The sequence below is a fragment of the Nonomuraea spiralis genome (assembly GCF_014648435.1).
In the GTDB taxonomy this organism is placed as follows: domain Bacteria; phylum Actinomycetota; class Actinomycetes; order Streptosporangiales; family Streptosporangiaceae; genus Nonomuraea; species Nonomuraea spiralis.
Genome location: NZ_BMRC01000028.1, coordinates 39,951 through 62,416 on the forward strand (window position 1 = coordinate 39,951; position 22,466 = coordinate 62,416).

At 69.5% G+C, this 22,466-nt stretch carries 24 protein-coding genes; 11 read left to right on the forward strand and 13 right to left on the reverse strand.

The window, feature by feature from the left end:
* Nucleotides 1-9: 9 nt before the first annotated feature.
* From IEZ27_RS42695 to IEZ27_RS42710, 4 genes are read right to left on the reverse strand one after another with little or no spacing between them, the layout of a single operon-like run.
* Nucleotides 10-1,281: a S8 family serine peptidase gene (locus tag IEZ27_RS42695; RefSeq protein ID WP_189652472.1), complete on the reverse strand. Its 1,272-nt coding sequence runs from the start codon at nucleotides 1,279-1,281 to the stop codon at nucleotides 10-12.
* The gene (locus tag IEZ27_RS42700; RefSeq protein WP_229824837.1) at nucleotides 1,275-1,997 is read right to left on the reverse strand and encodes a hypothetical protein; all 723 of its coding nucleotides are present in this window, start codon (nucleotides 1,995-1,997) and stop codon (nucleotides 1,275-1,277) included. Before IEZ27_RS42700 ends, IEZ27_RS42695 begins: the two co-directional genes overlap by 7 nt.
* A 46-nt stretch (nucleotides 1,998-2,043) precedes the next feature.
* Nucleotides 2,044-3,225 (reverse strand): adenylyltransferase/sulfurtransferase MoeZ, encoded by a 1,182-nt coding sequence (gene moeZ / locus IEZ27_RS42705; RefSeq protein ID WP_189652473.1) that lies wholly within the window; start codon nucleotides 3,223-3,225, stop codon nucleotides 2,044-2,046.
* Nucleotides 3,226-3,268: 43 nt separating this feature from the next.
* Nucleotides 3,269-4,171, reverse strand: coding sequence for an alpha/beta fold hydrolase (locus IEZ27_RS42710; RefSeq protein ID WP_189652474.1), 903 nt, complete (start codon nucleotides 4,169-4,171; stop codon nucleotides 3,269-3,271).
* A gap of 138 nt (nucleotides 4,172-4,309) precedes the next feature.
* On the opposite strand from IEZ27_RS42710, the gene IEZ27_RS42715 reads away from it, so the two are divergent.
* From IEZ27_RS42715 to IEZ27_RS42725, 3 genes are all read left to right on the forward strand, one after another.
* On the forward strand, nucleotides 4,310-4,657 hold the full coding sequence (locus IEZ27_RS42715) for a hypothetical protein (RefSeq protein WP_189652475.1): 348 nt from the start codon (nucleotides 4,310-4,312) through the stop codon (nucleotides 4,655-4,657).
* 727 nt (nucleotides 4,658-5,384) lie between these two features.
* The gene (locus IEZ27_RS42720; RefSeq protein WP_189652476.1) at nucleotides 5,385-5,783 is read left to right on the forward strand and encodes a hypothetical protein; all 399 of its coding nucleotides are present in this window, start codon (nucleotides 5,385-5,387) and stop codon (nucleotides 5,781-5,783) included.
* A gap of 484 nt (nucleotides 5,784-6,267) precedes the next feature.
* A complete protein-coding gene (locus IEZ27_RS42725; protein WP_189652477.1) occupies nucleotides 6,268-6,678 on the forward strand; it encodes a hypothetical protein in 411 nt (136 codons plus the stop codon).
* Between the two features lie 357 nt (nucleotides 6,679-7,035).
* Here the strand turns inward: IEZ27_RS42725 and IEZ27_RS42730 are convergent, their stop codons facing one another.
* The 3 genes from IEZ27_RS42730 to ku form a co-directional block, all read right to left on the reverse strand.
* Entirely contained in the window at nucleotides 7,036-7,359 is a 324-nt protein-coding gene (locus tag IEZ27_RS42730) for a hypothetical protein (protein ID WP_189652478.1), read from the reverse strand.
* 368 nt (nucleotides 7,360-7,727) lie between these two features.
* Nucleotides 7,728-8,087, reverse strand: a complete 360-nt coding sequence (locus IEZ27_RS42735) for a hypothetical protein (protein ID WP_189652479.1) — start codon at nucleotides 8,085-8,087, stop codon at nucleotides 7,728-7,730.
* 1,629 nt (nucleotides 8,088-9,716) lie between these two features.
* Nucleotides 9,717-10,643: a non-homologous end joining protein Ku gene (gene ku, locus IEZ27_RS42740; RefSeq protein WP_189652480.1), complete on the reverse strand. Its 927-nt coding sequence runs from the start codon at nucleotides 10,641-10,643 to the stop codon at nucleotides 9,717-9,719.
* 81 nt (nucleotides 10,644-10,724) lie between these two features.
* Here ku and ligD (IEZ27_RS42745) point away from each other — a divergent pair, with 81 nt between their 5' ends.
* The 5 genes from ligD (IEZ27_RS42745) to IEZ27_RS42765 all read left to right on the forward strand — a co-directional run bounded on the left by ligD (IEZ27_RS42745) (nucleotide 10,725) and on the right by IEZ27_RS42765 (nucleotide 13,847).
* On the forward strand, nucleotides 10,725-11,606 hold the full coding sequence (gene ligD, locus IEZ27_RS42745; RefSeq protein WP_229824838.1) for a non-homologous end-joining DNA ligase: 882 nt from the start codon (nucleotides 10,725-10,727) through the stop codon (nucleotides 11,604-11,606).
* Nucleotides 11,607-11,642: 36 nt separating this feature from the next.
* Complete coding sequence (gene ligD / locus IEZ27_RS42750; RefSeq protein ID WP_189652482.1) at nucleotides 11,643-12,518, forward strand: non-homologous end-joining DNA ligase; 876 nt, start codon at nucleotides 11,643-11,645, stop codon at nucleotides 12,516-12,518.
* A gap of 43 nt (nucleotides 12,519-12,561) precedes the next feature.
* Nucleotides 12,562-12,774 (forward strand): hypothetical protein, encoded by a 213-nt coding sequence (locus tag IEZ27_RS42755; protein WP_189652483.1) that lies wholly within the window; start codon nucleotides 12,562-12,564, stop codon nucleotides 12,772-12,774.
* Nucleotides 12,775-12,904: 130 nt separating this feature from the next.
* The gene (locus tag IEZ27_RS42760; protein WP_221762272.1) at nucleotides 12,905-13,525 is read left to right on the forward strand and encodes a TetR/AcrR family transcriptional regulator; all 621 of its coding nucleotides are present in this window, start codon (nucleotides 12,905-12,907) and stop codon (nucleotides 13,523-13,525) included.
* Nucleotides 13,526-13,616: 91 nt separating this feature from the next.
* The gene (locus IEZ27_RS42765; protein WP_189652484.1) at nucleotides 13,617-13,847 is read left to right on the forward strand and encodes a DUF3107 domain-containing protein; all 231 of its coding nucleotides are present in this window, start codon (nucleotides 13,617-13,619) and stop codon (nucleotides 13,845-13,847) included.
* A 263-nt stretch (nucleotides 13,848-14,110) separates the two neighbouring features.
* Here the strand turns inward: IEZ27_RS42765 and IEZ27_RS42770 are convergent, their stop codons facing one another.
* Nucleotides 14,111-14,761: a ferritin-like fold-containing protein gene (locus IEZ27_RS42770; RefSeq protein WP_189652485.1), complete on the reverse strand. Its 651-nt coding sequence runs from the start codon at nucleotides 14,759-14,761 to the stop codon at nucleotides 14,111-14,113.
* Between the two features lie 349 nt (nucleotides 14,762-15,110).
* On the opposite strand from IEZ27_RS42770, the gene IEZ27_RS42775 reads away from it, so the two are divergent.
* A complete protein-coding gene (locus IEZ27_RS42775) occupies nucleotides 15,111-16,949 on the forward strand; it encodes a DEAD/DEAH box helicase (RefSeq protein WP_189652486.1) in 1,839 nt (612 codons plus the stop codon).
* Nucleotides 16,950-17,012: 63 nt separating this feature from the next.
* Here IEZ27_RS42775 and IEZ27_RS42780 read toward each other — a convergent pair whose 3' ends face one another.
* Entirely contained in the window at nucleotides 17,013-17,489 is a 477-nt protein-coding gene (locus IEZ27_RS42780) for a GNAT family N-acetyltransferase (RefSeq protein ID WP_189652487.1), read from the reverse strand.
* A gap of 172 nt (nucleotides 17,490-17,661) precedes the next feature.
* Between IEZ27_RS42780 and IEZ27_RS42785 the strand changes: the two genes are divergently transcribed.
* Together IEZ27_RS42785 and IEZ27_RS42790 are read left to right on the forward strand one after the other, a co-directional pair.
* Entirely contained in the window at nucleotides 17,662-18,552 is an 891-nt protein-coding gene (locus IEZ27_RS42785) for an alpha/beta fold hydrolase (RefSeq protein ID WP_189652488.1), read from the forward strand.
* 13 nt (nucleotides 18,553-18,565) lie between these two features.
* A complete protein-coding gene (locus IEZ27_RS42790) occupies nucleotides 18,566-19,471 on the forward strand; it encodes an oxygenase MpaB family protein (protein ID WP_229824839.1) in 906 nt (301 codons plus the stop codon).
* An 18-nt stretch (nucleotides 19,472-19,489) separates the two neighbouring features.
* Here the strand turns inward: IEZ27_RS42790 and IEZ27_RS42795 are convergent, their stop codons facing one another.
* From IEZ27_RS42795 to IEZ27_RS42810, 4 genes are read right to left on the reverse strand one after another with little or no spacing between them, the layout of a single operon-like run.
* Nucleotides 19,490-20,392: a RecB family exonuclease gene (locus IEZ27_RS42795; RefSeq protein WP_189652543.1), complete on the reverse strand. Its 903-nt coding sequence runs from the start codon at nucleotides 20,390-20,392 to the stop codon at nucleotides 19,490-19,492.
* A 27-nt stretch (nucleotides 20,393-20,419) separates the two neighbouring features.
* The gene (locus IEZ27_RS42800) at nucleotides 20,420-21,142 is read right to left on the reverse strand and encodes an MBL fold metallo-hydrolase (RefSeq protein ID WP_185844790.1); all 723 of its coding nucleotides are present in this window, start codon (nucleotides 21,140-21,142) and stop codon (nucleotides 20,420-20,422) included.
* A gap of 11 nt (nucleotides 21,143-21,153) precedes the next feature.
* A complete protein-coding gene (locus IEZ27_RS42805; RefSeq protein WP_125636794.1) occupies nucleotides 21,154-21,768 on the reverse strand; it encodes a MarC family protein in 615 nt (204 codons plus the stop codon).
* 42 nt (nucleotides 21,769-21,810) lie between these two features.
* Entirely contained in the window at nucleotides 21,811-22,464 is a 654-nt protein-coding gene (locus IEZ27_RS42810) for a DUF6758 family protein (protein WP_308427348.1), read from the reverse strand.
* Nucleotides 22,465-22,466: the final 2 nt, after the last annotated feature.

Genomic DNA, 22,466 nt, shown 5'->3' on the forward strand with positions numbered 1-22,466 from the left:
GGAGGCGGATCATGCGTCTTGTGAGCTGTGGTCCCGCCGTACACGCCTGACCAGGAAGAAGATGACTCCCAGCGACGCGAGCGCCCCGGCAGCCGCCGCGGCGGCGACGGCGGCGTAGACCGTCACGCGCCGGTGGTCCCTCGTGGTGACCCTGATGGGCCCGGCCGGGCCGCCCGCCAGCGGCACGTCGGGGTCCTGGGCCTGCGGGCCGGTCGCGGTCTCGGTGTGCGTGGCCAGGCGGGCGGCCTCGGACAGGGCCCGCGCGGCGTTGACGACGCCGAACCCGGTGCCGGTGTCGTAGCCGCCCGGCGGGCGGTCGTCGGCGCTGTCGGCGAGCGCCTGGACCACCAGCGGCGGCGACATCCGCGGGAACCTGGCCTTGATGAGGGCGGCCACCCCCGAGACGAGCGCGGTGGCCTGCGAGGTGCCCCTGCCGACCCAGTACTCGTCGCCGGGCCCCGCGCCCATGATGTCCACGCCCGGCGCGGCCACCAGCACCGAGGAGTTCCAGTTGGAGAACGTGGCCCGCCGCAGCCGCCGGTCGGTCGCCCCCACCGACACCACGCCGGGGAAGGCGGCCGGGTAGGAGTAGGGCGCGAAGTCCCCGCCGGTCTTCCTGTCGCCGTCGTTGCCGGCCGCGGCCACCAGCACGACGCCCTTGGAGATGGCGTACCGGATGGCCGCCCGTTCCTCCCTGGTGGCGAGTTCCTTGGAGATCGACATGTTGATGACGTCCGCCCCCTCGTCGACCGCGTAGCGAATGCCCCTGGCCACCACGTTCTCGAAGCGTTCGGCCGAGTTGAACTCCCTGAACCCCGGCTCCTCGTCCTCCAGGATGACCCTCACCGACAGTACGCCGGCCTCGGGCGCGACGCCGATGACACCCTTCTTCCCGCCGGGCCCGTGGCCGTGCCCGGCGATCAGCGAGGCCATGTACGTGCCGTGCAGCCGCAGCGGACCGACCCCGGGCGGGTTGGCGCCCTCGGTGAAGTCGCGGCCCACGGTCACCGAGCCGGCCAGGTCGCGGTGGTCCGGATCGACCCCTGAGTCGAGCACGGCCACCGTCACCCCGGCGCCCTTGCTGGTACGCCAGGCCGTGGGCAGGTCGAGCGTCTCGATCACCGCCCGCTGCCCGCCGCGCACGTCGTCGGCGCCACCGGCATCGTCGGCGTGGTCGGCGTGTTCGGCGTGTTCGGCCAGAGCGGGCGCGACGGGCACCACGGGCACGACGGCGAAGAGCAGCGCCCCGGTCAGCGCCGTCGCGGCGCCGCGCCTCAGCATCGCCACTCCTTCGAGGCGCAGTCGGGCATCCGGGGTGTGCTCAGGCCGAGCAGCACCCGTTCGGACAACTCGGTGGCGAAGGCGAAGATGGCCGGCCGGGACTCGCCCGTCGCGGTCGCGGGCCGCCCGTCCACCTGCCCGGCCGTGGTCAGCACCACGTACGGGCCCGCCTGGCGCACCGACCCGGCCTGCCGCATGGGCGACGTGAAACGTTCGGCGACCGTGCCCTGGAAGGCCAGCGGCCGCAGGCCGGGCACGGGCTTGCCGTTGTCGGCGAACACCCCTCTGGCCCGGACGGCGTGCGACTCGTCGGGCAGCGCCACCACGCCCACGGTGACGAGGACCCCGCGCAGCGCGTCGATGTAGGTGGCCCGCAGCACACCCCTGCACCCGGCCTCGCGCAGCGCTTTGGCGGCCTTCGCGTCGACGGTCTCCGCGCCGCAGCCGGTGTGGGGTGAGATGCCGATGCGCTCGGCGCGTTCCTGCCCGCCCTGCTCGGCCGCGTACGGCAGGGCCGCGGGGAAGACGCGTCCGGCGGGCCAGGAACGCCAGCGTTCGGCGACCTCGCGGATGGCGGCCGTGCGCAGCTCGGCCGCGCTGGGACCGCGGGTCAGCTCGGTGCCCGCCGCGCTCCCGGCCACCCCGGCGGCCACCGCGCAGACCAGTGTCAGCGCGGAGGAGACCACCAGGGTGGGCCAGGGGCGGGCGTGGTTCACGACACCGACCTTAAGCGCCTCGGCGGGATGATCCCGGGAAAACGCCTCAGTAGCTGGGCAGGCTCGGGTCCACGGTCTTGACCCAGCTCAGCACCCCGCCGCCGACGTGCACGGCGTCGGAGAAGCCCGCGTTCTTGACGATCGCGAGCGCCTCGGCCGAGCGCGCGCCCGACTTGCAGTGGAGCACGATGCGCCTGTCCTGGGGCAGCTTCTCCAGGGCCGAGCCGTTGAGGAACTCGCCCTTGGGGATCAGCGTGGCGCCCGGGATGGAGACGATCTCGTACTCGTTGATCTCGCGGACGTCGACCACGTAGATGTTGTCGCCCTTGTCCATCATGGACTTGAGCTCCTGCGCGGTGATCGTGGAGCCGCTGGCGGCCTGCGCGGCCTCGTCGGAGATCGCGCCGCAGAACGCCTCGTAGTCCTCGAGCAGCTCGGTGACCGTCGGGTTCTTGCCGCACAGCACGCACTCGGGGTCCTTGCGGACCTTGACGTCCCGGTACTTCATCTCCAGGGCGTCGTAGATCATCAGGCGGCCGACCAGCGGGTCGCCGATGCCCGTCAGGAGCTTGATGGCCTCGTTGACCTGGATCGAGCCGATCGACGCGCACAGCACGCCGAGCACGCCGCCCTCGGCGCACGACGGCACCATGCCGGGAGGCGGGGGCTCGGGGTAGAGGCAGCGGTAGCAGGGCCCGTGCTCGGCCCAGAACACGCTGGCCTGGCCGTCGAAGCGGTAGATCGAACCCCAGACGTACGGCTTGCCGAGCAGCACGGCGGCGTCGTTCACCATGTAGCGGGTGGCGAAGTTGTCCGTGCCGTCGACGATGAGGTCGTAGGCGGAGAAGATCTCCATGACGTTCTCGGTGGTCAGGGTCGCGTTGTGGATCACGACCTCGACCAGCGGGTTGATCTCGCGGACCGACGCCGCGGCGCTCTCGGCCTTCAGCCTGCCCACGTCGGACTGGCCGTGGATGACCTGGCGCTGCAGGTTGGACTCATCGACCACGTCGAAGTCGATGATGCCGAGGGTGCCGACACCCGCCGCCGCCAGGTACAGCAGGGCCGGAGAGCCCAGGCCCCCGGCGCCCACACACAGCACCTTGGCGTTCTTCAGCCGCTTCTGCCCGGCCATCCCGACATCGGGGATGATCAGGTGGCGCGAGTAGCGGCGCACTTCATCTACGGTCAGCTCTGTGGCCGGCTCGACCAGCGGTGGCAACGACACGTTCTACGCTCCCGTTTCAGGGGGTCACATCTCTAGCTGAAACCTACTTCGCGAGTGGGGCATTCCCCAATCTCGTCTCACTGATCAGACGGCGTGCCTCGGCGGCCACCACGCGGGGCATCTCCATCATCGCCACGTGTCCCGCCGTCGGCAGCAGCACGAGCCTGACCTGGCGGAACGTACGGCCCGCCTTCGCCGCCATCGCCGGGCGCACCAGACGGTCGTGCCGGCCGTGGACGATGAGGGTCGGCGCCTCGACCCGGGCCGCCTGGCGCCACAGGTTGTCCTCGCCCCTGCGGAAGTACTCGGCCACGATGCCCCTGGCCGAACCGATCATGGCCGCGCCCGCGTACGGGACGTCGTCGCGCCGGCGCAGCTCCTCGACGGCGTCGGCCAGGCGTACGGGGTGGACGGCGTTCATGTTCGCCCAGACCATGGCGAAGGAGGCGTTGATGCGCTGCTCGGCGGGGAGCAGACGCAGCTTGCCCGCGAACCATTCGCCCACCCTGGGCACGGCGGCGGCGGCCACGCGGACCGGGCCGTACCTCGGCAGCAGGTCGGGCAGGGCGGGTGAGATGAGTGTGAGCGAGCGGACCAGGTCGGGCCGGGCCGCGGCGACCCGTACCGCGACCGCGCCGCCCAGCGAGTTGCCGAACAGGTGGGCCGGGCCGGTGTGCTCCATCAGCTCGACCACCGACCGGGCGTGGTGGGCGACCGTGTAGTCGCCGTCCTCCGGCGCCGGGGAGAAGCCCGCGCCGGGCAGGTCGAGGGCGTGGCCGGTGACGGTGTCCTTGAGCTCGTCCATGAGGTCGGTCCAGTTGGTGGCCGAGCCCGCCAGCCCGTGGACGAACACGGCCTGCTCGCGCGGGCCGTGCGGGGTGGACCGGACGTGCACCGGGCCGATCATGCGTCCTGGCCAGTGAGGGATCGGGTCCGCCGCTGTCATACGTCCTCCTTGTCGCTCGTTCCACGATAACCAGCGCGCCTGGTCGGGGTCTGCATTCCGTACAGACACTGCTTTTATTTGACTTATCAGAGCATCGATGGACATACAGCCCTAAACACGGACGTGAGGGGGGACGTCATGCTCTTCAGCCGCATCGGCGCTGTCGGGCGCATCGGTGCCGTCCGGCGCGTCGCCGCGGGGCTCCTGGCCGCGGCGGTGGTCGCGGCCGGAGGCGGGCTCGCCGCGCCGGGCGCGGCCGCGTCGGTCCTGCGGGCCCCCGCCTGCAAGTACCGGGTGGTGCACGTCAGGACCTGGCTCAACGTACGTGCCGTGCCGCGGGGGCGGATCGTCGACAAGCTCTACCCGGGGGACCATTCGCGGGGAAGCTGCCGGAGGTTCGACGGGTGGCGCAGGTCCCACGGGACCGAGCACGGCCGCCGGGGGTACAGCTTCTCCCACTACCTGAAGAAGTTCCGCCGGCATTAGTCCCCTCGGCAGCCCGCCCCCTCCCCTGGTTCGTCTCTCCGGGGCTCGGCCTGTCCGTTTCCCGAGGTACGGGCTGCGCCGGGCCTCCGTCTGATGGTGGCGAGTCCGACATTTCCGACTATCGCGGCACATAGAGATCTAATGGATCTCATGCCAGCTTAAGTGTGCGGCAAAAGCTGTCCGTCACCGTTTATCAGGGTCAGCACGGGTAAGCATGAGAAGCGGATACAGTGTGCGACTTTCTCGACACTCTCCGTCAACAGAAAGATCGTCGCAGCCACTGAGAATCCATCGGGGAAGCGTAATTCCATTCCCCGAACAATCCCGACGGCAACATCGACTCGCATTTCTCATGCCTGGCGCATCAGTGTGACTCGGCACGCTTTTCGGCGAGCCGTGAATGCACGCATGACCACTGCCTTCCGGCACGTACGGCCATGTCGTCATTCCATGAGAAAAGCAGGGCCGGCGCTGCCGGAACCCGCTGTGATGGGCGGTCCGTCATATGTACATAATCGGACATATCATGGCATTTCATTCGATAGAGCTGTAATGCAAGCAATAAGATTGCTAATGCATAGCAAAATAGGGCCACTCCTGTTTGCTGTAGCTCTGTCTCGGAAATGACTTTTCGTGGATGGCTCATCAGCTAGTCGTTCAAGACCTGGTTCCCGGGTCTCTCGGGAACGTCGAGAACGGGGCAACCAATCCTTTAGGGGGAAACGCAATGCCCAAGCTCAAAAGTGTTATCGCAGGTCTCGCCGTCAGCACCGCGCTGACCGGCGGCGTGGTCAGCCTGGGCGCGACGACCACCGCCAACGCCAGCACCGCGAACAACCTCACCAGCCCGACGACCCTCAGCTGGGGCGACGGAGACGGCCACGGCTGGTGGCACCGTCGTCACCACCGCTGCAACAGGAACCGCCACGGCTGGGGCGGCGGCGGCGGCTTCGGCTGGGGCGGCGGCGGCTGGGGCGGCGGCGGCTGGGGTGGCGGCTGGCGCCGGCACCGCGGCGGCGGCGTCTGCGTCAAGATCTTCAACGAGAACACGAACGACAACACCGACACGAGGACCAACAACGAGCTGCGCGAGGACCGCCGGGCGCGCTTCGACCGCGAGGACTGATCGCGCGGGAATGGTGCCCGTAGTCCATGGATGGTCGCTCTTCACGGCGAAGTGAATCCGACCGGCGAGTACTGGGCTCTCAGGAAGTGACCGCACCCGGACATTGCGGGGCCGCCTGAGTTTCCTTTCTCTTCTGTCACCGCGGCAATTCCCGGTGAAGGCTCCACTGGCATTCTGCCGGTGGGGCCTTCACTGCGTTCCCCCTGAATACGGATCCGCCCCTGAATGCGAAATCCGCCGTTGAATGCGGGATCAGCCCGAATCCCCTCACCCCAATGAGTCCGAAATGTCCGATTATGCACCACGATGCGGCATAGTGTCGGATAAGAGAGGACAATGTCCGTTTGTGGGGCATTCGGTGGGATATATCCCTAGCATGGATGTTCGCTAGCGGGCATCCACGCCGCTCCAAAGAAATTCGGAAGGCTCGGATTTCGCCGGAGCGTCGAGTACGGGGCAATCAATCCTTTTAGGGGGAAACACAATGCCCAAGCTCAAAAGTGTTATCGCAGGGCTCGCCATGGGCACCGCGCTCACCGGCGGTGTGGTCAGCGTAGGCGCGGCGACCACCGCCACCGGGGCCAACGCCGCCAGCGTCACCGGCTCGGCCACCGCGGCCACCCTCGCCGGCTGCTTCCGGGAGACCCGGTGCGGCTGGGGCGGCTGGGGCCGCAACTGGGGCAACCGCTGGGGCGGCGGCTGCCACCGCCGCTGCGGCGGCGGCTGGGGCTGGGGCCGCGGCGGAGGCTGGGGCTGGGGTCGCGGCGGCGGCTGGGGCTGGCGTCGTAACAACGCCCCCCGGGTCCGCGTCGTCATCCACAACTCGAACCACAACAGCAACCACAACAACAACAACGTGCAGCGGCACGACGAGCGCGAGCACCAGGACGACTAGGCGGGAGTCTCACCCCGGGGAGAGCCCGCACAGCGAGAGCTCGCCTGAGAAGTGAGACCACGCCGACACAGTGAAGTGCCCGCATCCGGCCGACCCCGCTCCCGACAGAGCGGGGATCGCCCCCCGGATGCGGGCACTCACCTTGTCTCCAGCCATTCCTGGCCCCTCCGGACGTCGTCCAGGGGCCCTCCCTACGGGATCGCCGCCCGGTCCCGAGACCGTACGGACAAGAAGGTGAAACGAGTGAGTGCCCGCATCCCCTGCCAGGAGCTCGTTCCCGGCGGGAACGAGGATCTGGTGGGATGCGGGCACTCAGTTGCGCGATCGCGGTTCGCGCCCCGGTTCGAGAGCTTCCGGTCAGCTCCAGTCACGCTCGGCGTCGTCAGCGCGCACGTGCTGGCGAGCGTTCTGCGCGATCACGTCGTGGTTCCGGTTGCGGTTGACGATGATGATGCGGATCCTGGGGAGCCGGTGACGACGCCAGTTGTTGCGCCAGCCCCAGCCGCCGCCGCACCACGAGCGACGGAAGCAGCCGGACAGAGTGGTGGTGGTCGCCGCGGCGGTGACGTTGGTGGCGGCTTCGGCGCTGGTGGCCGTGGTCGCCGCACCGAGGGCGATCGCGCCGCCGCTCAGCGCCGTGCTCATGGCGAGGCCGGCGATAACACTTTTGAACTTGGGCATTGCGTTTCCTCCTAAAGGTTTGGATGCCCCGTTTCTCGACGCTTCCGGATTCCCAGGAAACGACGTGGACGGTACGGCTTGCCGTGCCTACCATCCATGACGTTGATATATCCCCTTGAATTACCAGCAAACCGCAATTGTCCACTTTTGCCGGTATACACAGATCCATATGGCGAGTCGCGTAGAAAACGCAAGTGAGGGCTCCCCGGCCGATGCCGATGGAGCCCTCACCAGAATTTCCGAAGAGACGGAGAGAATGAATCCTCCGGCGCGCTGAGCCGAATTCAGACCGTCGCCCGAGCCCGGTACCCGGCGGTCTTGTTCAGCGCGGCACCGCCTTCATGAGGATGACGGTTCCGTCCTCGTCGTCAGCGCCAGTCGTCGTGGTCGTGGTCGTGGTCGTGGTGCCTCGGCCGCACGGTCTCCGTGTCCGTCACCCGGTTACGGTTGAAGTTGCGGTTGTGGATGCTGACCTTCACCCTGCCCACGCGGTTGCCGTTGTTCCGGCGCCAGCCCCAGCCGCCGCCGCCCCAGCCCCAGCCGCCGCCCCAGCCGCCGCCGCAGCGGAGTCGGCGGAAGCAGCCGGCCTGGACACCGGTGGAAGTGGCGGCACCGACAGTGGCGGCGTCGGCGCTGGTCGCGGTGGTCGCCGCACCCAGCGCGATGACACCGCCGCTCATGGCGGTGCTGACGGCGAGGCCTGCGAGAATACTCTTGAGCTTGGGCATTGCGTTTCCCCCTAAAGGATTGGTTGCCCCGTTCTCAACGCTCCCCGGTTGCCAGGGAACTGCCCTTGGACGACCTGTGATGAGCCATCCGTGAAATGTCATTTCCTGGACGCGGGCACGGCAACACAGAACCGCCGCCTTTTTGCTATGCATTAACAGCCTTATTGCTTGCATTAAACAATTATTGACTGATATGCCATGATATGTCCGAATCTATCATGATCGCCGAGAAGGGGGTTGACGAGCACGGTTGGGCCGATCCGGAAGCCCAACTCCCCCCTTGATCGGTCAGGAGTGCCGGTGATCAACCGATTTACACCAGGCAATTAGTGCCGCTTATTGCGATATGAAGATAATGTCCGCTTTATGGCTAATAGCCGTTATGTGCCACCAGCCTGTATACCCCGCGGACCGCAGAAGCGCGGGGACCATGGAGACAGCCGAAACAGGGGGCGGCCGACCAGGGGCAGCCACGTCAGCCATGGCGAACCGCGGTGAACCGCGCCTTTCGCACCGCCTCTGGCCCGAGCAGGAGACACGTTCAATCGACGAGAGCCTGAAGCAGTCCCACAGCGACTCCTGCCGCACGCCGCCGAGCCCGGCCGGCGGCGAGCGCACGTACGTTCAGCCACCCCGACACGCGTGCCCACCGTCATGAGCACGATCTGCTTGACCTCACCCGCAGCCGGTCACAACGCGATCACCTGGGCCGGGATCAGCCCCAGCTCGTGAGCCACAGCCTCCGCGCCGACACGGATCGTGCGAGTCCGAGCCATCTGGGGGATGCCACGCCGCTTCCCGCCATCTCTCTCATGCTGGTGCTCTTCAGCGTTGCCGGATCCTGCCCGGATATCCGTTCCGTCAGCGAAGCACCTACGCCACAGCGTGATCGCCGAAGGGCGGGCGGTCACCACACCGGTCAGGCCCCGGGCCGGCCGCGCATCCTAGGGCTCATCACCGCCTCTATCGTCGTGAACGCCACCTCGGCCCCTTGCGCCCACCGAACCGGTTCTCCTGGCCGAGCAGTTCGTGGCCGAGCCGGTGGCGACCGGCTTATTCGCCGTCGCGATCTCCCCAGCCGCCTGCATGGCCCTCGCTGGGCACCCTCATCGGCCGACACCTCGGGACGCGGGTGAACCTTCGCCGCCGTCATTGTGCTCAGCGCCTCCGCCGTCGGCGGGTTCAGCGCCGTCGCCCTGGGCCGGGTGCTGCATCGGTCCTCGGCCAATCCGCGGCGGCCTGGCGGACGAGCTGCGGGCGGTCGGCTTACGGGGGTGTCCTGCCGCTCATCGCCCTGACCGCCGTCAAGAACGTGAGCGTGGTCACTCTCTTCGGGGCTCATGGTGCAGTCGGCCGTCGACCTCGGCGGCTTCCAGGAGGGCCGAGAAGGCGTTCATGCCCTCGCCAGGCGGTCTGCCGGCCACGTCGGCGGGCGTCATCGCGGTGGAACAGGGCGTACTCGCGGTGGAACAGCGGGGGGCGTACTCGCGGTGGAACAGCGGGGGGGCGTGCGGCGGGCGGGCCGGTCGGTGGGGACCAAGGCTCGGCCACGGTGGTCTGGTTCGCCTTGGGCGTCCTGGTGGTCGCCAGTGGATGCCAGGGCCGGCCCGTGAGAAGGAGTCGGGCCGGTCAGGCGGATTTGCGGGCCTTGCGCTTGGGTGGGGCCTTCTCCTCCTCCTTGGCCTCCTCCTCCTTGGCCTCCTTGGCCTCCTTAGGCTCCTTGGCCTCCTTGGAGGACTTGCCGCCGCCTGTCGCCTTCTTCGGTTTGGCCGGCTCCCCCGTACGTTCCCGCTTCGCGGCCTCGACGCTGGCACGCAGGGCGGCCATGAGGTCCACCGCCGGCCCGGCCTCTTCCTCCTCCGGCGCCGCGATGACCTCCTTGCCCGCCACCTTCGCCTCGATCACCTGCTGCAACGCCTCGCGGTACGTGTCGTGGTACTCGCCCGGGTCGAAGTCCGACTCCATCGTGGTGATCAGCGACTCGGCCATCTTCAACTCCTGGGCCCGGACCTCGATGTCCTCCTCCAGGAAGCCGAAGTCCGGGGTGCGGATCTCGTCCGGCCACAACATGGTCTCCAGGACGAACACCCCGTCCCGTACGCGCAGTGTGGCCAGCGACTCCCGCTGCCGCAGCGCCACCTTGACCACCGCGACCTGCCCAGAGCTCTCCAGGGCGTTGCGCAACAACACGTACGGCTTCGCGCCCTGGGCGTCGGGCTCCAGATAGTACGACTTGGCAAAGTAAATAGGGTCGATCTGCTCAGCAGGGGCGAACTGAAGGACGTCGATCCGCCGCGACGTGCTCAGCGGCAGGTCCTCGAAGTCCTCGTCGGTGAGCACCACCATCTCGCCCGAGGCCAGTTCGTACCCTTTGGCGATATCCGCGTACGGGACCTCCTCGCCGTCGATCGTGCACACGCGCTTGTAGCGGATCCTGCCGCCGTCGTCCCGGTGGACCTGGTGGAAGCTGACGTCCTTCTGCTCGGTGGCCGAGTACAGCTTCACCGGAATCGTGACCAGCCCGAAGGAGATCGCACCCTTCCAGATGCTGCGCATGGGCACTCCAAAGCAGTAGCGGGCTCACCATATGGGCACATACCCGTCATGGGGCAACCAATGCCATACCCGATCGAACCAATGCTGGCCGTACCTGGGGAACTACCGTCCGATCGCGACCGATACGGCCTGGAGGTCAAGTGGGACGGCATCCGGGCCCTCGTGCACTTCGACGGCGGGGTGCGGGTGACGGGACGGCACGGTGTGGAGTACACCCGGCGATATCCCGAGATCTCGGGATTTGGGATCAAGAACGCCGTCATCGACGGCGAGGTCGTGGCGCTGGACGCGCGCGGCAGGCCCAGTTTCGTACGGCTCCAGCACAGGATGCACCTGACCGATCCGGAACCGGCCGTGCTGGAGCTCTACCCCGTCACGTACATGCCCTTCGACCTGCTCTGCCTCGACGGCATGCCGCTGTTCGACCTGTCCTACCGCGACCGCCGCGCCCTCCTCGACGAACTGGACATCGGCGCGCCGCCGTACTTCCCCGGAGACTCCGACCTGCTCGGCGCCACGCGCGAGCAGGGCCTTGAGGGGGTGGTGGCCAAGCGCCTCGACTCCCCCTACCGCCCCGGCGTGCGCTCGCCGTGGTGGATCAAGGTGAAGCACCTCAGTACGAGGGACGTCGTGATCGGCGGCTGGAAACCCGGCAAGGGCCGCAGGGCGGGCGGCGTCGGCTCGCTCGTCATGGGCGTCTTCACCGGTGAAGGGCTGACGTACGTCGGCCACGTGGGAACCGGGTTCACCGACGCCATCCTGGACGACCTCCACCACATGCTGGAGCCGCTGGAGATCCCGCACAGTCCCTTCGCGAACGAGGTTCCGTGGAGGAACCGGTGGGTTAGGCCCGATCTCGTCGGGGAGGTGGCCTACACGATGTGGACCGACGAGCTGCGACTGAGACACCCGGTGTGGCGCGGACTGCGTGCCGACAGGATCCCCGCGGAGGTGACGCTGTGAAGCCGGAGGTGACGTGGTGGAAGCGGAGGTGACGTGATGAAGAAGGTGCCGGTCAGGGTCGACGGGCGCGAGCTGACCCTCAGCAACCTGGACAAGGTGCTCTACCCGGAGATCGGCTTCACCAAGGCCGAGGTCATCGACTACTACAGTCGCGTGGCGCCCGTCCTGCTGCCGCACCTCGCGGGCCGCCCCCTGACCGTCAAGCGTTACCCCAACGGCGTCACCGGCCAGTTCTTCTTCGAGAAGAACGCGCCGGACCACACCCCCGGCTGGATCAGGAAGGTGAACCTGCCCGCCCCCGGCAGCTCCAAGAACCGCGAGAGCATCGACTTCGCCGTCATCGACGCCCTGCCGACGCTCGTCTATTACGCCAACCTCGCCGCGCTGGAGCTGCACGTGCCGCAGTGGCGCGTGGACGCGGACGGCACGGCGCTGCCGCCCGACACGCTCGTGTTCGACCTGGACCCCGGCGCACCGGCGACCATCGTCGAGTGCTGCCGGGTGGCGCTCATGCTGCGCGAGGCGCTGAAGGACGAAGGGCTCACCGCCCGGCCCAAGACCAGCGGCAACAAGGGCATGCAGCTCTACGCGGACTGGGACTGCCGCGAGGAGCCGTCCGCGTACGCCAAGAGGCTGGCCCAGGTCCTGGAGAAGGAGCATCCCAAGGAGATCGTCAGCGTCATGGCCAAGAAGGCCAGGCCGGGCAAGGTGTTCATCGACTGGAGCCAGAACAACCCGGCCAAGACGACCGTGGCGCCGTACTCGCTGCGGGCCAGGGAGCGGCCGACGGTCTCGACGCCGCTGTCGTGGAAGGAGGTCGAGGACTGTGAACACCCCGATGACCTGGTGTTCACCGCTCCTGACGTACTCGCCCGCGTGGAAGAACACGGCGACCTTTTCGGCCGGGCGTAGTCTGGATCCGTCCACACCAAGAGGGGGACCGAAGATGTCGGAAATGGACACCCGCGGGGGCGAGAGCGTCTACGACGAGGAAGCCGAGGAGGAGGAGTTGTCGCCGGAGACGCCCGAGGCCGACGCCGCCGAGCAGCATCGCGAGATGCGCCAGGACGAGGACAGACCGCGCCATGAGCTGCCGCTCGACGTCGATCCCGCCGACGCCACCGATCAGGACCGCGTCGTCGACTACGACGACGACGACTACCGCTGAGCGCGAGACCCCGGACAGACCGAGACAGACCGAACCCTTATGACGATGACCACCGAGGTGTTGCCTACTCGCACGTAGGATGTCGGCACAGTTCGCTGAGAGACCAGCTGAGAGACCAATGGAGACCCGCGTGACCGCAACCCCGGACGCCAAGCCCCGGGGCACCCGGCTGCCCCGACTGGCCCGCCGCCGGCAACTGCTGAGCGCCGCGCAGGAAGTGTTCGTGGAAAACGGCTACCACGCGGCCGCCATGGACGAGATCGCCGATCGGGCCGGCGTCAGCAAACCGGTCCTCTACCAGCACTTCCCCGGCAAGCTTGAGCTCTACCTCGCGCTGCTCGACCTGCACGTCGACGACATGGTCAACCGGTGCCGCGAGGCCCTGGCCTCCACCCACGAGAACAAACTGCGGGTGCAGGCCACGTTCAGCGCGTTCTTCGACTTCGTCTCCACGCAGGGGGAGGCGTTCCGGCTCGTCTTCGAGTCCGACCTGCGCAACGTCGCGCCGGTGCGCCAGCGGGTGGAGCGGTCGCTGCGCGAGTGCGCGGAGATGGTCAGCGCGGTCATCCAGGAGGACACCGGCTGCACCAGCGACGAGGCCCACCTGCTCGGCGTCGGCCTGGTCGGCATGGCCGAGGTGAGCGCCCGCTACTGGGTCACCACGCAGGGCTCGATCCCCAAGGACGCGGCCGAGCAGCTCATGGCGCGGCTCGCCTGGCGGGGGATCAGCGGTTTTCCGCGTACGGCATAACCCGTTCGCTGGGCGCGATCATTCACCGTGTCCGGGGCTCGGAGCGGCGACGATGGACCTGAGCGCTAGCCCAGTCGACTAGGGAGCCACGATGGAAGTCAAGATCGGCGTACGCTCGGTACACCGCGAACTCATTGTCGAGACCGACCTTTCCGCCGAGCAGGTCGAAGAAGAGATCAGGAACGCGATGTCGGTCGATCGCGGCGTGTTCGCCATCACCGACGTCAAGGGCCGCCGCGTGGTCGTGCCGGTGGCCTCGCTCGGTTTCGTCGAGATCGGCGAGGACGAATCCAGGCCGGTCGGCTTCGGCGGCACCCTCTAGACACCCGCGGCCCACAACGGGGGTACGGCCCACAACCAGCCGTACCCTCACGAGCCCCACAGGCCGTATCCGCCCCACCCGTCACGCACGGCGAGCGGCACCGCAAGGGTGCCCCGGCGACGTCCCGGCGGCATCGGCACAACCCAGGAGAGCACCGCTCAGGAGAGCGCCGCCGAGGGCGGTCAAGGGTGGTCGACGCCGTTCCAAGGCCAACGGGGCTCCGGCTTGGTGAACGTCGATGGCGTACCTGCCCACGTGGCGGCCTAGATGCCGAGCGCGGCCATCCGCTTGTTGTGCGCCTCCGTCAGGGTCGCGAAAAGTCGCGAGATGTCCGAGGTCTCCCCGCCCGCCGTCGCCGACTCCACCAGCAACATCGCCAGCTCCGGCCGCGCCGCCGCCACCTGCTGCCCCTGGCTCAGCGCCTCGCCGACGAGCCGTCGCGCCCACAACGCCAGCCGCCCGCCCGCCGTCGGATCGGCCTCGATCCCGGCCCTGACCCGCTCGACCGCGAACCGCGACCGTGCCTCGTCCACCAGCACCTCGTCCACCAGCTTGCCGATCGACGGCTCCAGGTGCCGGGCGGCCTCCCGGTAGAAGTCGAGCGCGATCCCGTCCCCCACGTACGTCTTGACCAGGGCCTGGAGCCAGTCGGCCGGCCTGGTCTGGGCGTGCCAGGCGTCCAGGGCCGCCACGAACGGCGCCATGGCCTCCCCCGGGTCGGCCCCCAGTTCGGCCAGGCGGTCGCGCAGCAGGCGGAAATGGGCGTACTCGGCCACGGCCAGCTCGCTGAGCGCGGCCCGGTCGGCGAGCGAGGGCGCCAATGTGGTGGCGTCCTCGGTCATCCGGGCGTAGGCGCTGAGTTCCGCGTAAGCTAGAACAGCGAGCAGGTCGACGACTCCAGGAGACTCCTTCATGGGGGCAGCGTACTTCGCGAAATCTTCGGGAACATAAGCGAGCTCGGCCTGCGTTGTGGTATCGAGTACACTGCTCTGTGAAAGTGCGACCGCACTGTGTTAGTTCGGGGGATTCCCCCGATAACCCCCGATTCCCCGGGTGCGCGGTCGCGATGACGCGAGAGGGCTGGCTCTACCGCGAGGACCCACGTAACGGGGGCTGTTTTCCGCCCGTCGGTCCCGGCAGGCCCGCCTTCATTTGAGACTGAGGCAGGCCACGCTGACGACTTTCCGAGACCTCGGAGTCACACCAGAGATCGCCGATGCCCTCGAGACCGAGGGTATCGTCACACCGTTCCCCATCCAGGAGATGGCGCTCCCGCTCGCCCTGAGCGGCCAGGACCTCATCGGCCAGGCGCGCACGGGCACGGGCAAGACCTACGCGTTCGGCATCGCGATGCTCCAGAGCATCGGCAAGCCGCGCAAGAACCGCAAGAAGCCCCGCGGGCTGGTCGTCGTGCCGACCCGTGAGCTGGCCGTACAGGTCAGTGAAGACCTGGTCACCGCGGCCGGCAAGCTCGGCTCCCGAGTCCTGACCGTCTACGGCGGCCGGGCGTACGAGCCGCAGATCGAGGCGCTCAAGGCCGGGGTCGACGTCATCGTCGGCACCCCCGGCCGTCTGCTCGACCTGGTCAAGCAGAAGCACCTCGACCTCAGCCAGGTCACGTCCCTCGTGCTCGACGAGGCCGACCGGATGATGGACCTGGGCTTCCTGCCCGACATCGAGCGGATCTTCAAGCTGATCCCCGCGGAGCGGCAGACGATGTTGTTCTCGGCCACCATGCCGGGCGAGATCGTCACGCTGTCCCGCAAATACCTCAACCGTCCCACCCACGTGCGCGCCGAGATGGAGAGCGGCGAGGGTGAGGCCACCCCGCAGGTGCGGCAGATCGTCTGGCGCGCCCACCGGATGGACAAGATCGAGATCGTCGCCCGGCTGCTCCAGGCCGAGGGCCGCGGGCTCACCATGGTCTTCTGCGAGACCAAGCGGGCCTGCGACATGGTCGCCGAACAGCTCGACACACGCGGCTTCGCGGTCGCGGCCGTCCACGGCGACCTCGGCCAGGGCCAGCGCGAGCAGGCTCTGCGCGCCTTCCGCAACGGCAAGATCGACGTCCTGGTGGCCACAGACGTGGCGGCCCGGGGCATCGACATCGACGACGTCACCCACGTGGTCAACTACGACTGCCCCACGGACGACAAGACGTACGTGCACCGCATCGGCCGTACCGGCCGGGCCGGGCGCACGGGCATCGCGGTCACCTTCGTGGAGTGGGAGGAGCTGACCCGCTGGAAGATGATCAACCAGATGCTCGGGCTCGACTTCGCCGAGCCCGAGGAGACCTACTCCACCTCGCCGCACGTCTTCACCGAGCTGAACATCCCCGAGGGCACCAAGGGCGTCCTGCCGCACGCGAGCCGTTCGCGTGCAGGGCTGTCCGCGGAGCGCATCGAGGACCTCGGTGAGACCGGCCGGGCCAGGAACCGTGGCGGCAACCGCCGCCGCGAGGAGCGCGAAGAGCGCCCGGCCCGCGCCCCGCGCCAGCGTCGCCGCACCCGCGGCGGCAGGGAACTGGCCGAAACCGCACCCGCCGAGACGCCGGAGGTCGAGCTCGTGGCCGCCAAGACGGAGGAGACTCCCGCCATCTTCACGCCCGACGAGATCCAGCCCGTGGCCGCCGAGCCGAAGCGCACGCGCGTCCGCGGCAGGGGGGCCGCTTCGTCGGCCATCGAGCAGGCGCTGGCCGAGACACCGGAGGCCCCGGTGAAGCGGACCCGCACCCGCAAGGCCGACCAGTCGCAGGCCCCGGAGACGCGCTCCCGCGAGGAGGCCGCCGAGGCGCCGGCGAGGAGCCGCGCGACCGAGGCCCCGCCCGCGGAGCCGGTGAGCACCCGCGTGGCCGAGGCCGCGCCGGTGGAGCCGGTCGTGGAGCGCGTGCCGGAGCCGAGCTTCCTGGCCACGCCCCCGCCGCCGGTCCACCGGGAGCCGGAGCGGATCATCCCGCCGAGCCCGTTCGCGGTGATCTTCCAGTCACCCGACCTGGCCTCGGACGACGATGACATCGCGCCGTCCGCGGCGACCGAGCGCAAGCAGCAGCGCCGCCAGGCCCGTGGTGGCGGCGGCGGCAACCGCCGCCGCGCGGGCTAGCACCAGCGGCAGGAAAGGCGCGCACCCCAGTGGGGGTGCGCGCCTTTCCGTCTGTACGGCGGTCTATCCCGGCGTCAGGCGCATGATCGGGCGGGTCGGCGACCTGCGGGCGACCTCCGTGAAGCCCGCGTCCTCGAAGAGCGAGCGCCAGCCGTGGTAGAGCTCGGACGCCTGGAGCCTCCTGCCGGAGTCCGACGGGTACCCCTCGACGACCCGCGCCCCCTGCGCCACCGCGTACGAGACCGCGCCCGCGAGCAGCGCCCCGGCGACGCCCTGGCCGCGTCCGGCGCGGGCCACGTAGAAGCAGGTCACCGACCACACGCCGGTCTCCCCGGGATCGGCGGGCCTGGTGACGGACGAGCGGACGAGCCGTACGTGCTCCTCACGCGGCCCCACGGCGCACCACCCGACAGGTGCCCCGTCCAGGTACGCCAGGACCCCAGGGGCCGTCTCAGGGCCGTCCACGAGCCCCTGGAGGCGGTCACGACGCTCGCCGGGCTCCATGGAACGGAACTCCGCCCCCGTCGTTCTGAACCACATGCACCAACAGCCGGAACAGGCCCCATTGGTCCCGAAGACGGTGAGCACGTCCGCCCACGAGGTCGCCGGCCGGACATCGAGATCACGCATAGCTCACAACTCCCCAGAACTCGCACCAGCGTAGTGGGTTTGCCGGTGTCGAGGCGCTGACCTCTGGGTATTGTTGCCCCACGTGAGTACGCCGCGATTCCTCGACCTGCCACCCGGCGTGACGCCGCAGAAGCTCGAAACGCCCCAGGGTGCGTTCGCGGCTCTGGAGGCGCTTCCGGTCAGCGGAGTGGTCGAGCGCTGGCCCGCCCTCCTGGTCCCCGGCCTGACCGGCAGCAAGGAGGACTTCATCGCGGTCCTGATGACCCTGGCCCAGTCCGGCCGCCGGGTGGTGGCCGTCGACCTGCGTGGCCAGTACGAGACCCCGGGCCCCGACGACCCCGCCGCCTACACGTGCGCGGCCCTCGGGGCCGACGTCGACCTGCTCGCCCAGGCCATCGGCGGCGGCGACCCCGTCCACCTGGTGGGCCATTCGTTCGGCGGCCTGGTCGCGCGCGAGGCCGTGATCGACGGGCGCACGCGGTTCGCCTCGTTCACGCTGATGAGCTCCGGTCCCGCGGGCGTCGAGGGCCGGCGGGCGCGCAACGGCCGGCAGATCATGGAGGAGATCCCCACGCTGGGTCTCGAACACCTCTGGCACCACCGGATGGAGCCCGACGCGCTGGCCGCCGACGTCTCCGACGAGATCCTGGCGTTCCTGCGCAAGCGGCTGCTGACCAACTCCCCCACCGGCCTGGCCTGCATGGCCGAGCAGGTGCTGAGCATGTACGACCGCACCGACGAGCTGCGCCAGATCGAGATCCCCACCCTGGTCCTCTACGGCGAGCACGACGACGGCTGGTCGCCCGAGACACAGTCGGAGACGGCCGCGCGGCTCGGCGCGGAGTGCGTGGTCGTGCCCGGCGCGGTGCATTCGCCCGCCGTGGAGGCGCCGGAGACGACGGCCGCGGCGCTGGTCAGGTTCTGGAACGCGGCCGAGAAGCACTATTTGGACACAAGGTCCAATGCCATGTAATCATTTACTTACTATGACGGACGAAATCGTCGTCCAGGCGCCGCGGAGCGCGACCTGGCAGGTGCATCTCGACCGCTCGATGTGGGTGGGCGGCGTACGCGGCCTCATGCTCCAGGCGTTGCACCCCCTGGCCATGCTCGGCGTCTGGCAGAACTCCACGTTCCAGGACGACCCGTTCGGCCGCCTGCGCCGCACGGCCGACTTCGTGGGCCGGGTGACGTTCGGCAGCCCGGCGGAGGCCGACGAGATCGGCAGGCGGGTGCGCGGCATCCACAAGGCGTTGCGCATCACCGATCCGAGCACCGGCCGCACGCACCGGGTGGACGACCCCGAGCTGCTGCTGTGGGTCCACTGCGCGGAGGTGTCGTCGTACCTGGAGGTGGCCAGGCGCGGCGGGCTCGGGCTGAACGAGCGGCAGGCCGACCGCTACCTGCGCGAGCAGCGCAGGAGCGCCGCTTACGTCGGCCTGCACCCCGAGGACGTCCCCGGCTCGTGCGCCGAGATGGACGCCTACTTCAAGCAGGCCAGGCCCGCCCTGCGGGTGACCGAGGAGGCCGCGGCGACGGTGCGGTTCCTGCTGTGGCCCCGGCTGCCGTACGAGCTGCGCAGGTTGTCGCCGGGCAAACCGGCCTACTTCCCGTTCGGCGCGCTCTGCTACTACACGCTCCCCGAGTGGGCCAGGCGCATGTACGGCGTGCTCCCCGAGGTGCCCGCGGCGACGGTGACCGCGGCGCTGAAGGCGTTCAGGCTGGGCATGAACACGCTGCCCGAGCCGGTGCACGACCGGGCGTTCATGCCGTCCACGCGGGCGATGCTGGCCGGCGCGCGGGCCCGGCTCGGCGCGGCCGGCTACGACGTGAGCAAGGGGCTCAAGGGCCTGACCGATCCCCGTCGCTGGCCGGCGGCTCCGGCCGCCTGACCAGCGGGGCGGGGCGGGTCAGTCGGCGAGGCCGTCCCAGGGGTTGCGTTCGGTGCCGGCCGCCTGGCCCTCGGGACAGTGGCGGCGGAAGTCGCACCACGAGCAGATCGGCCCCGGGCTGGGGGCGAACACCGCGTCGAGCTCGGCGGGCACCTCGGCCGGGCCGACCGTGGGCCGCTCCCCCGCGCCCGGCCGCCGGCCGGAGGACGAGGCGGACCGCTTGGCCGAGGCCGGGGCGCCCATCGTGTCGCGGTAACGTTCGTCGGCCGTGGCGGCCTCGACCGCGATCTCCTCGGCGCGGGTCAGGTGGCGGCCCAGGGACTCGTCCGTGTGGCGCCACTCGACGATCTCGCCGGTCGGCAGGTGGTGCAGCTCGACCGCGCGGCACGGTGTACGCATCATCGTCGAGGCCGCGATCGCGTACGTGGCCAGGGCGAGGGAGGCGCGGGCGTCGTCCTGGGTGAGCGGGCGGCGGCCGGTCTTGTAGTCGACCACGACCAGCTCGTCGCCGCGCCGGTCGAGCCGGTCGATGCGCCCGGACAACGCGATCACCTTGGTGCGCGTGGCGACCGTACGCTCGACGCCGACCGGATCGTCGGCGGGATCCAGGGTCGAGACGTATCCGGACACGAGGTCGCGGGCACGCCCCAGCCACTCGGCCGACTGCGCGGCGTCCCTGAAGCCCTCGGTGATCCACCCGTTCGTGAGCAGGAGGGCAGCCGTCAGCGGCGTGCGCCGCTCGTACGGCTCCCGCCACCACCCGGCCAGCGCGTTGTGCACGCTGGCCCCGACGCTGTTGTGCGCCCAGGCGGGCCCCTTGGAGGGCTGCGGCCGGTCCAGGTAGGTGAACCGGTAGCGGCGGCGGCAGTCGAGCCAGGTGTTCAACCGCGACGGCGTGCACGCGTAGAGCCGCCGCGGCATCCCGTCCAGCGGAAGCTGGTCGTACACCTACTCGTCGCCGGGGCCGAGCTTGATGCCCGAGATCTTGGTGCCGTCGGTCAGCGGACCCTGGTCGGCGTCGCCACCGGCTGCGGGGTCGCGGGTCAGCGAGCCCGACACCCAGTCGTCGAAGTGGGGCTCAAGGTCGCCCACGGTGACCTCGTCGCCGTGGTTGGCCAGCACCCGCGTGTCGGCCGGCAGCGTGAACAGCCGGCCGCCGATCGAGGTGAGCTGGTCGGCCAGCGCCGGGTATTCGCCGCCGAGCTTGCCGGGCCCGTCGGCCTGAAGGGCCTTGCCGGTGAAGACCGCCCCGAGCGCCTCGCAGTAGAGCGAGACCCCGCCGGGGCTGACCCCGGGCGTCTCCATGACGTCGAGCTGGACGTCGGCGACGCCGAAGACGCCGTCGTCCTCCATGTCGATGTCGGGCCAGGTCTCCCGCCAGGTCTCCCGCCACAGCGGCTTGTCCTTGGGGTGCAGGGCGACGATCGCCTCGTCCCTGCTGGCCACCTCGATGGCGGCGCCGACGTGGTCGGGCAGGCCGGCGGTGCAGATGACGGCCAGCACCTCCCGCTCGCCGACCTGTTCGAGGATCTTCTCGGCGTCCCGCGCCGCGTCGATGACGATCACTTCGTCGTCGTCACCGACGATCCAGGTGTTGTTCTCGACCTTGTGCTCGGTGCCGTCGATGTCGACGACGCCCTCGGTCACCACTCGCTCGATACGCGCTGTCACGCTTCCGAACTTTAGCCCGTCTGCATGAGAGCGCGAATCGCGTTGATGATGAGTTGCACCGCGAGGGCGGAGAGCAGCAGTCCGGCGATCCTCGTGACCAGCTCCACGCCGTTCTCCTTGATGACGCGGATGATGGACACCGAGAAGCGCATGAACAGCCACAGCAGGATGTGCACGGCCGCGATGGCCAGCATCAGCGCCGCCAGCCCGTCGGCGCGTCCCTCGGCCTGCTGGGCGAAGACGATGGTCGCCACGATCGCGCCGGGCCCGGCCAGCAGCGGCGTGCCGAGCGGGACGAGGGCGACGTTGACGTTCGAGCGTACGGTGTCGGCGCGCGGCTCGGCCGCGCCGCGCAGCAGTTCCAGGGCCACCAGCAGGAGCAGCAGCCCGCCCGCGATCTGCATGGCGGGCACCTCGACGTGCAGGTACGACAGGATGGCCCGCCCGAACACGGCGAACACCACCACCAGGCAGAACGCCGTCACCGCGGCCTGCCAGGCGATGCGCCTGCGCTCGGCGGTGGTACGGCCGAAGGTGTAGGCGAGGAAGAGCGGGATGACGCCGGGCGGATCCATGATCACGAACATCGTCACGAACGCCTCGACGAAGAACCTGACCCCCGACACCGCTCCCCCAACCGGCCGCCCGGGGGAGGCGAACCTGTGTGCTCAGTCTTCCAGCAGCGGCGAGAACCCGCCGAACGGCACCTCGAAGTCGCGGTCACGGGCGTCCTGGAGGGACAGCTCGGCCATCGCGATCATGCAGCCGGCCTCGGCGGGCCAGGCGATGGTCCACAACCAGTTGCCGAGTGCCTCGCCGGCGTAGACGGCCCGGTCGTCGATGCCTGCCAGGCACCACAGCGCCGTGGGATGCCCCAGCACCTCGATCTTCGCGTTCGGCGGCCCGGAGTCGAACCCCTCGCCCGGGTCGGGCCCGTCGAGCCCGGCGAACGTCGCCCCGAGCCCCACGCCCGGTTCCTCGGAGATGACCAGCAGGTCGGCCGGCCCCTCGATCGGCGAGGGCCCGCTGAGCGCGACGACGCTGGCCCGCGAGCCGGTACGTTCGTCCCCGGCCTCGCCGAACCCGGTCACCGTCCAGCCGGGCGGCAATGGCCACGGCAGCCACACGGGCACCACCGAGCGCTTCCGCATGGCCTCCAGCGACTCACCCGTGGGCGGTCTCGGAGGCTGGTACGGCAGGACGTCGCCGTGCGTATCGCAATGAAACGCACTCGACACGGCGCTCGACCCGTGAAGCGGGCCGAAGCACCTTGGGCAGGTAGGAGCCGCTCTCACAGCTACCCACGGTGCTTCCTCCGGCACGG